Consider the following 8,339-nt stretch of genomic DNA (forward strand, 5'->3'; position numbering starts at 1 on the left):
GACCGGGCGAACTTAGGGAGCGGGTGGGAGGCGAACAAGGGGTTGCGGCGGGTTTGGGAAATTTCCGCGCGGCACGTGGGGCGCCCGTAGGATGGGTAGAGCTCCGCGAAACCCATGCTGCCGGTCCGGCGCCAGCGTCAGGTCGGAGCCTCGAATCGATGGGTTTCGCTTCGCTCTACGCCATCCTACGAAAGCCCCGCCACGTGCGCGCTGGGGCGGTGCGTACATCAATGTGAGGATTCGAACGAAGAAAGTTGGAGCAGCCGCCAAACGCCCCTTTCAGGAGGCCGAGCGCAATCGTCGTTTCAGGGGTTGAGCGACATGGATGTCGCGAGAGCCGCGATGGGCCAGGGATGGCCCTTCGCGGCGTACCCCTGAAACGATGATGGAGCGAGGGAAGTCTGGCGAAGCCAGACCCGTATGGAGGGGCAAGTTTTTTGGTTCCTTTTCAACGACTGGAAAAGGGACTCGCCCGGGTGGGCGAAACCAAAAGCATCAGCAAAGCTCGGCAATCAGCTGGGCTCAACTCTTCTAGCAACCTTTAACGCAGACAGAGCCAATTCATTCGCGATCGAGGGATCGCGGTGACACGTTGGATGGGGCGGGCGGCGTTCCGCGAGCCGTGCGAAACCATGCTGGGGGCGACACCGGTGTCAGGTCGGAGCCTCGAATCGATGGGTTTCGCTTCGCTCTACGCCATCCTACGGCTGCATTTGGGGCCGCGTGTGAGGGCTTTTCGCGGATGAATCCGCTCCCACAAAAGGCGGTGTGCATCTGTGGGAGCGAATTCATTCGCGATGGGTTGGCGCGGCCTACCAGGTATCCACGAACGGGCGCTTGCGGCCTTCCCGGGGGGCGGGTTTCGGGGCGGCGTTGAGGCCGCGCAGGAGCCAGGCGCGGGTCTGCTCCGGGTCGATGACGGCGTCGATCTCCAGGAAGCTGGCCATGTTGATGGCTTTGCCGTTCTGGTAGGCCTTGGCGACCATCTTGTCGAACAGCTTCTGCCGCTCTCCGAGGTTTTCCACGGCGGCCAGTTCCTTGGCGAAACCCAGGCGTACCGCGCCCTCCAGGCCCATGGCGCCGAACTCGCCGCTGGGCCAGGCGATGGTGAACATCGGCGAGTGGAAGCTGCCCGCCGCCATGGCCTGGGCGCCGAGGCCGTAGCCCTTGCGCAGCACCACGGTGAAGAAGGGCACCGAGAGGCTGGCGGCGGCGACGAACATGCGCGAGACATGGCGCACCGTGGCCTGTTTCTCCGACTCCGGGCCGACCATGAAGCCGGGGGTGTCGCAGAGCGAGAGCATGGGGATGTCGAAGGCGTCGCACAGCTGCATGAAGCGCGCGGCCTTGTCGCCGGCCTGGGCGTCGATGGCGCCACCCAGGTGCATGGGGTTGTTGGCCAGCAGGCCGAAGGGCTTGCCCTCGATGCGGACGAAGGCGGTGATCATCCCCGGGGCGAACTGGCGGCGCAGCTCCAGCACCGAGCCTTCGTCTGCCAGCAGGCCGATCACCGTGCGGATGTCGTAGACGCGCAGGCGGTTCTCGGGGATGGCATGGCGCAGTTCGCGCTGGTCGGCGCATCGCCAATCGCTGACCGTGCCCTGGAAGTAGGCCAGGTAGCGCTTGGCCACGGCCACCGCTTCGGCTTCGTCCTCCACCAGCACGTCGATCACGCCGTTGGGGCCCTGCACCGAGGTGGGGCCGACGTCCTCGGCCTTGAAGCTGCCCAGGCCGCCGCCCTCGATCATCGCCGGGCCGGCCATGCCGATGCTGGCGTTGCGGGTGGCGATGATCACGTCGCAGCAGCCCAGCAACGCGGCGTTGCCGGCGAAGCAGCGACCGGAGACGACGCCCACCAGCGGCACCAGGCCGGAGAGCCGGGCCATGGCGACGAAGGTGTGGCAGTCCAGCCCGGCCACGCCGACGAAGTCGGTATCCCCCGGCCGGCCGCCACCGCCTTCGGCGAACAGCACCAGCGGCAGGCGCCACTGTTCGGCGAGGCCGAGCATGCGGTCGGTCTTCTTGTGGTTCATCACGCCCTGGGTGCCGGCGAACACGGTGTAGTCGTAGGAGATGGCCATGCAGCGCGCGGCCTCGCTGCCGAAGTGTTCGGCGTTGACGGTGCCGAGCCCCGCCACCAGGCCATCGGCCGGGCTCTGCTGGATCAGCTCGTCCAGGGTGCGGCGACGGCGCTGGGCGGCCAAGGCCAGGGCGCCGTATTCGATGAAGCTGCCGGCGTCGAGCAGGTCGTCGAGGTTCTCGCGGGTGGTGCGCTGGCCGGTCTTGCGGCGGCGCGCCACGGCGTCGGGGCGGCGTTCGTCGCGGGTGATGGCGTGGCGCTCCAGCACCTCGGCGAGGTCGGCGCGGATGTGCGCCAGGTCGAGGCTTTCCTCGTTGGCCACGGCATCGCCGCTCACCTCGGCCGGTTCCAGGTAGAGCAGCGCGGCGCCTTCGAACAGGGCATCGCCAGGGGCCACGGGCAGCGCGCGGACGATGCCGCTGTGGCTGGCCTTGACCACGAATTCCATCTTCATCGCCTCCAGCACCGCCACTGCCTGGCCGACGGCGACGGCGTCGCCCTCGGCCACCTCCAGGCTGACCAGCACGCCCTGGCTGGGGGCGTTCAGGGCGATGCAGCCGGCCGGCACGTCGGCCACGGCGGCGTGCGCGGCCTGGCCGCCGGCGCCGCTGACGAACAGGTGCGGGTGGGCGGCCTGTTGCGGGGCCAGCAGCGCGGCGATGTGCTGTTCGATGAAGCGGGTGCTGACGCGGTTGTCCGCCAGCTCCGGGCGGCGCAGCAGGTTCTGCAGGAAGTGGATGTTGCTCGCCACGCCCTCCAGGCGGAATTCGCAGAGGGCGCGGTAGGCGCGGCGCAGGGCGGCGGGGAAGTCCTCGCCCTGGACGATGACCTTGGCCAGCAGCGAGTCGTAGCTGGGGCTGGTGGCGTAGCCGGCGTAGCCGTAGCCGTCGACGCGGATGCCGGCGCCACTGGGCGGCTCGTAGGCGCTGATGACGCCGCCGGCCGGGCGCGCGCTGCCGTCGGCCTGCATGGTTTCCAGGTTGATCCGCAGCTGCACGGCAAAGCCCCGGGGCGCGGCCGGTTGCGCCAGGCCCAGCTCGGCGAGGGTGGCGCCGGCGGCGATGCGCAGCTGCACCTGCACCAGGTCGATGCCGGTGACCGCTTCGGTGATGCAGTGCTCCACCTGGATGCGCGGGTTGGCCTCCATGAACACGAAGTCGCCGCGCGCATCGTCGACGAGGAATTCGAAGGTGCCGATGCCGCGATAGCGGGCCTCGGCTGCCAGGGTCAGGGCGGCGTCTAGGATGCGCTGGCGCAGCGCCGGGTCGAGCCCCGGTGCGGGGGCGATTTCGATGACCTTCTGGTTGCGCCGCTGCAGGCTGCAATCGCGTTCCCACAGGTGGCTGACCGCCTCGCCGTCACCGACCACCTGCACCTCGATGTGCCGGGCCTGCTCGATCAGCCGCTCGACGTAGAGCGCGTCGTTGCCGAAGGCGGTGCGCGCCTCCGATTGGCAGCGCGCGTAGGCCTCTTCCAGCTCGGCGGCATCGCGCACCGGGCGCATGCCCCGGCCGCCGCCCCCGGCCAGGGCCTTGAGCATGATGGGGCCGCTTTCGAGGAAGGCGCGGGCCTCCTCCAGGGTGGTGGCGCGGTTGCTGCCGGCGGCCAGGGGCACGCCGCAGCGTTCGGCCAGCTCGCGGGCGCGGGCCTTGTCGCCGAAGGTGTCCAGGGCCTCCGGCGCGGGGCCGATGAAGCGCACGCCGACCTCGTCGCAGAGGCGTGCGAAGGCGGCGTTCTCGCTGAGGAAGCCGTAGCCCGGGTGCACGGCGTCGCAGCCGCTGGCCAGGGCGGCGTCGAGCAGCTGCCGCATGTCCAGGTAGGCGGCCGCGCCCCGGCCCTTGAGCGCCACGGCCTGGTCGGCCTTGCGCAGGTGCAGGGAGGCGGCGTCGTCCTCGGCGTACACCGCGACGCTGGGGATATCCAGCTCGGCGGCGGCACGGGCGATGCGGATGGCGATCTCGCCACGGTTGGCGATCAGCAGGCGGGTGATGGGTCGGTTCACAGCAGCTCTTCCAGTGGGTTCTTCTTGGTCTTGTCGTTGTGCCGCAGGATGGCCTTCATCCTAGACAGTCCCGTTCGGCGCAGGACCGATGTTCGCCCTGCCGAATACCCCTTTCTCAGGGTGGCTGATGGAGCTTGCGCGGGAAGTGAGGACTTTTGTCCTGATCGGACCTTGCCGGCCGCCACGCCCTCAAGTATCTGTGGCGCCTTCTTCCGCCCCCAAGGACGACCATGAACGAATTGCTGCACAGCCTGGATTGGGTGCTGCCCCTGCGCAGCGACGCGCTGACGCCGCTGATGCGCTTCTTCACCCTGCTCGGGTACGAGAAATTCATCCTCTTCTTCCTGCCCCTGGGCTACTGGGCCTGGCACCGCGCGGTGTTCTTCCGCCTGCTGGTGCTGGTGGCGATCACTGCGCTGCTCAATGCCTGGCTCAAGGACTACTGGCAGGACCCGCGACCGGACATCGCCCTGCGCATGGACCACGAGGTGGGCGAGAGCTTCGGCCTGCCCAGCGGGCACGCGCAGATTTCGGTGGTGATCTGGTTCTGGCTGGCCCTCGAAGTCCGTCGTCTGTGGTTCTGGGCGCTGGCCTGCACCCTGGTGGCGGGCATCCTCTTCAGCCGCCTGTACCTGGGTGCCCACGACATCGAGGACCTGATCGGCGGCTCGCTGCTGGGCGCCGCGACCCTCGGCTGCTTCGCCCTGGCGCAGCGCTGGCAGGGCTGGCGCGAGGTGCCGGCGCTGGTGCTGCTGATGCTGATCATCGGTGCCACCGCGCTGGCGTACTTCACCTGGCGTGGCGAGCCGCCGAGCTACGTGCCGCTGTTGGCGGGGCTGATGGTCGCCGTGCTGTACGGCTATCGCCACCTGGACTTCTCCATGGAGGTCGCGGTGTGGCGGCGGGTGCTGGCGGCGACGCTCGGCGCGCTGGCGTTCATCGGCCTGCAATGGGCGCTCAAGCGCATCGGCTTCGCCTTCTCCCTCGATGGCCAGGCCTGGCAGGCGTTCCGCGGGTTGGTGATGGGCGGCTTCGTCGCCGCGCTGATGCCCTGGCTGCTGGTGCGCCTCGGCCTGCTCAAGGCGCGCCGCGAACCGGCGCCCCAGGCGCTGGCCCAGACGGCCTGAATGAATCGCCGCCGATGAGCGACTCATCGGCGGCGCATGTCTCGCTGCTTTACCGGGGCCGGTGGGCCCCCTTCTTCAGGCCGGCTGGCTGGCCAGGGCCGGCGGGTGCGCGCTGCTCTCGCCGTGCCGGGGCATCACCGCCAGGACTGCGGCCTCGCGCCCGTTGAGGCGGTGCCAGAGGCCACGCGGCACCACCAGGATGGAACCGGCGCGGACGGTTTCCTGCAGCACGCCGATGGCGGCCAGCAGGGTGATGTCCAGTTCGCCCTCGAGCACCTGCAGCAGCTTGTCGCCGTCCGGGTGGCGTTCCCAGGGCGACTCGCCGGTGAGGCGCCCCAGGTGGATGGCGCTGGCGCCGGGCTGGAAGGGCATCAGCTGGGTGAGCGGCTGGGTTTGCGGCTCCAGCGTCATGATCCGCCCGCTGCGGATACTGTCGAGAGCCGTGTGGATGTCGATCGCCTTCATGGGTGCCTCCAGGCTGGTTGACCAAGGTCGGGCAGGGCCAGGACGACGTTAACAGCGGAGGCGGGTAGGGCGTTGCTGAAGCTTGGGTAGGACGCCCGGCGGGCAGGCCCCGGCGTGGCCGGGGCCGGGGGCGTTTCAGCTACGCCGTTCGACGATGTAGCGGGCCAGGTCGCGCAGGGGCTCGGCGGCCTCGCCGAAGGGGCGCAGGGCGTGCAGGGCGATGTCGCGCAGTTCCAGGGCGTAGGCCTTGGCGTCGTCGAGGCCGAGCAGGGCCGGGTAGGTGGGCTTGTCGCTGGCCTGGTCCTTGCCCTGGGTCTTGCCGAGGGTGGCGGTGTCGCTCTCGACGTCGAGGATGTCGTCCTGCACCTGGAAGGCCAGGCCGATGGCCTGGGCGTAGGTCTGCAGGGACTTGAGCGAGGCGTCGTCGGCATTGCCGCTGGCCAGGGCGCCGAGGCGCACGCTGGCTTCGATCAGGGCGCCGGTCTTGTGCCGGTGCATCACTTCCAGGGCCTGCTGGTCGAGCTTCAGGCCCACCGAGCCGAGGTCGATGGCCTGGCCGCCGACCATGCCGGCGGGGCCGGCGGCGCGGGCCAGGGTGCCGACCATGGCCAGGCGCGTATCGGCGCTCTGCGGGTTGTGGCGTCGGTCCGCCAGCACTTCGAAGGCCAGGGTCTGCAGGCCGTCGCCGGCGAGGATGGCGCAGGCTTCGTCGAAGGCCTTGTGGGTGGTGGGCTTGCCCCGGCGCAGGTCGTCGTCGTCCATGGCCGGCAGGTCGTCGTGGACCAGGGAGTAGGCGTGGATCAGCTCCACCGCGCAGGCGGCGCCGTCGGCCCGGTCGATCTCGCCGGCCAGTGCCTCGCAGGCCGCGTAGACCAGCAGCGGACGCACGCGCTTGCCACCGTTGGTGACGCTGTAGCGCATGGCTTCATAAAGGCGTTGCAGTTCGGGGCGGGGCGCGTCGAACAGGGTTTCCAGGGCGGCGTCGACGCGCGCCTGGCAGCGGGACTGGTAGGCCGCGATCATGCCTGCTCGTCCGCTTCGAAGGGGGCCTCTTCCAGCTCGCCATCGCGCTCCAGGAGGATCTGCACCTTCTGCTCCGCCTGGCTCAGCGCCCCCTGGCATTCGCGGGTCAGGCGGATGCCCTGTTCGAAGGCGCTGAGCGAGTCTTCCAGCGACAGCTCGCCGCTTTCCAGGCGCTCGACCAACGCTTGCAGGTCGGCGAGGGACTGTTCGAAATCAGGGGTGGCTTTCTTGCGGGCCATGGCGGGCTTCTCGGGGGCAGTTCGGAACGGGCGGACACTAGCAGAGCCGCGCCCTTGCGGGCAAATGAGCAGGGTGGTTTCCGGGGTGTTTCCGTCGCCTCGAGAGGAGGTGAAATCCGCTGTGGCGATCCGAACCGATAGCCTGACAGGACTGGCTCGTGCCGTAGGGTGTGCCGTGCGGACCGCCTCACGGTGTTTCCGGCGAGCCCCTCGACTTCCTGGAAGGGGCGTTTGGCCGTTGCTCCAACCTCTTCGCCAGCATCTGCATCGATGCGCGCATCACGCTCCAGCTGCAAGGATGGCCCGCCCTACGCGGTGACGAAGTAGTAAGCCGTCATCCCCGCCCCCACCGCGATCACCAGCCAGCGCAACCAGCGGCTCGGCAGGCGCCTGGCCAGCGCGCCGCCGGCGTAGCCACCGCAACTGGCGGCGCCGAGCAGCACCGCCAGTTCGGCCCAGCTGACCCGGCCCGCGGCGACGAAGGTGACCACCGCGACGCTGTAGATGGTGCTGGAGAGCAGGTTCTTCAGCGCATTGGCGCGCAGCAGCGGGTGCCCCTCGATGGAGAAGGCCGCCAGCTGCAGGATGCCCATGCCCGCACCGAAGTAGCCGCCATAGACCGCCACCAGCGCGTGGGCGATGCCGCCGGCCGGGCCGTGGCGCGACAGGGCGCCGGCCTCGCGTTGGCGGTTGACCCGCCGGCTCAGCCAGGGGCTGGCGGCGAACAGCAGGGTGGCGGCCAGCAGCAGCCAGGGGATCAGCCGGCGGAACACCTCGTCGCCACCGGCCAGCAGGAGCAGCCCGCCACCCAGGCCGCCGATCAGCGAGATCGCCACCAGCGGCAGCAGCCAGCGTCCCAGGGGGCGCAACTGGTCCCACGCCGCCCAGCTCGCCGCCAGGCTGGCCGGCCACAGGGCCACGGCGTTGGTCGCGTTGGCGGTCACGGGAGGCAGGCCGGCGGCCAGCAGGGCGGGGAAGGAGAAGAAGGTGCCGCCGCCGGCGAGGGCGTTCATGCCGCCGGCAGCGAAGCCGGCGAGCAGCAGCAGGAGGATATCGGCGAGGGTCATGGCGACTGCGCAAAAGCACCGAGCTTACGCAGCGGGCAGCGCCGAGGCAAAGGCCTGGGGCTTGCCGGGTGCTGCGCGGATCAGCTGTTGGAGCAGGCGTCGGATTGCTTGATGTAGCTCACGGCGCGCGTCCGGCCCTGGGAGTCGACGTAGGTCATCTTCGCTTCCACCAACTCGCAGGTCAGCGGGTGGGGCTCGTCGATGGACACGACCTTGGCCACGTCCAGGTGCATGCCATAGACGAAGGGCTCGGCCCGGGCCGCTCCCTCGGCATGCGCGGCGCTGGCGAGGGTCACGAACAGCAGCGCCGTGGCGCCGCAGGCAAGGGCTTTCATG

The 8,339-nt window shown here is 69.8% G+C and carries 7 protein-coding genes; 1 reads left to right on the forward strand and 6 read right to left on the reverse strand.

Annotation, left to right across the window (positions count from 1 at the left end; genetic code table 11):
- Positions 1–812: 812 nt before the first annotated feature.
- Positions 813–4,082, reverse strand: coding sequence for a carboxyl transferase domain-containing protein (locus PHLH3_RS03875; protein ID WP_213628265.1), 3,270 nt, complete (start codon positions 4,080–4,082; stop codon positions 813–815).
- A 230-nt stretch (positions 4,083–4,312) separates the two neighbouring features.
- Between PHLH3_RS03875 and PHLH3_RS03880 the strand changes: the two genes are divergently transcribed.
- Positions 4,313–5,209 (forward strand): phosphatase PAP2 family protein, encoded by an 897-nt coding sequence (locus PHLH3_RS03880; RefSeq protein WP_213628266.1) that lies wholly within the window; start codon positions 4,313–4,315, stop codon positions 5,207–5,209.
- 75 nt (positions 5,210–5,284) lie between these two features.
- On the opposite strand, the gene PHLH3_RS03885 is transcribed toward PHLH3_RS03880, so the two are convergent.
- The 5 genes from PHLH3_RS03885 to PHLH3_RS03905 all read right to left on the reverse strand — a co-directional run bounded on the left by PHLH3_RS03885 (position 5,285) and on the right by PHLH3_RS03905 (position 8,338).
- A complete protein-coding gene (locus PHLH3_RS03885) occupies positions 5,285–5,674 on the reverse strand; it encodes a cupin domain-containing protein (protein WP_173180079.1) in 390 nt (129 codons plus the stop codon).
- A 135-nt stretch (positions 5,675–5,809) separates the two neighbouring features.
- The gene (gene ispA / locus PHLH3_RS03890; protein WP_213628267.1) at positions 5,810–6,697 is read right to left on the reverse strand and encodes a (2E,6E)-farnesyl diphosphate synthase; all 888 of its coding nucleotides are present in this window, start codon (positions 6,695–6,697) and stop codon (positions 5,810–5,812) included.
- On the reverse strand, positions 6,694–6,936 hold the full coding sequence (locus PHLH3_RS03895; protein WP_173180093.1) for an exodeoxyribonuclease VII small subunit: 243 nt from the start codon (positions 6,934–6,936) through the stop codon (positions 6,694–6,696). Before PHLH3_RS03895 ends, ispA begins: the two co-directional genes overlap by 4 nt.
- Before the next feature lie 308 nt (positions 6,937–7,244).
- Complete coding sequence (locus PHLH3_RS03900; protein ID WP_213628268.1) at positions 7,245–8,003, reverse strand: sulfite exporter TauE/SafE family protein; 759 nt, start codon at positions 8,001–8,003, stop codon at positions 7,245–7,247.
- Between the two features lie 80 nt (positions 8,004–8,083).
- Positions 8,084–8,338: a DUF2790 domain-containing protein gene (locus tag PHLH3_RS03905; protein ID WP_213628269.1), complete on the reverse strand. Its 255-nt coding sequence runs from the start codon at positions 8,336–8,338 to the stop codon at positions 8,084–8,086.
- Position 8,339: the final 1 nt, after the last annotated feature.

The sequence above is a fragment of the Pseudomonas sp. Pc102 genome, from assembly GCF_018408275.1.
In the GTDB taxonomy this organism is placed as follows: domain Bacteria; phylum Pseudomonadota; class Gammaproteobacteria; order Pseudomonadales; family Pseudomonadaceae; genus Metapseudomonas; species Metapseudomonas tohonis.

Bases quoted from the DNA above. Each gene is read 5' to 3' on its own strand.
- PHLH3_RS03880 (WP_213628266.1), top strand. From the start codon at position 4,313: ATGAACGAATTGCTGCACAGCCTGGATTGGGTGCTGCCCCTGCGCAGC.
- PHLH3_RS03885 (WP_173180079.1), bottom strand. From the start codon at position 5,674: ATGAAGGCGATCGACATCCACACGGCTCTCGACAGTATCCGCAGCGGG.
- ispA (WP_213628267.1), bottom strand. From the start codon at position 6,697: ATGATCGCGGCCTACCAGTCCCGCTGCCAGGCGCGCGTCGACGCCGCC.
- PHLH3_RS03895 (WP_173180093.1), bottom strand. From the start codon at position 6,936: ATGGCCCGCAAGAAAGCCACCCCTGATTTCGAACAGTCCCTCGCCGAC.
- PHLH3_RS03900 (WP_213628268.1), bottom strand. From the start codon at position 8,003: ATGACCCTCGCCGATATCCTCCTGCTGCTGCTCGCCGGCTTCGCTGCC.
- PHLH3_RS03905 (WP_213628269.1), bottom strand. From the start codon at position 8,338: ATGAAAGCCCTTGCCTGCGGCGCCACGGCGCTGCTGTTCGTGACCCTC.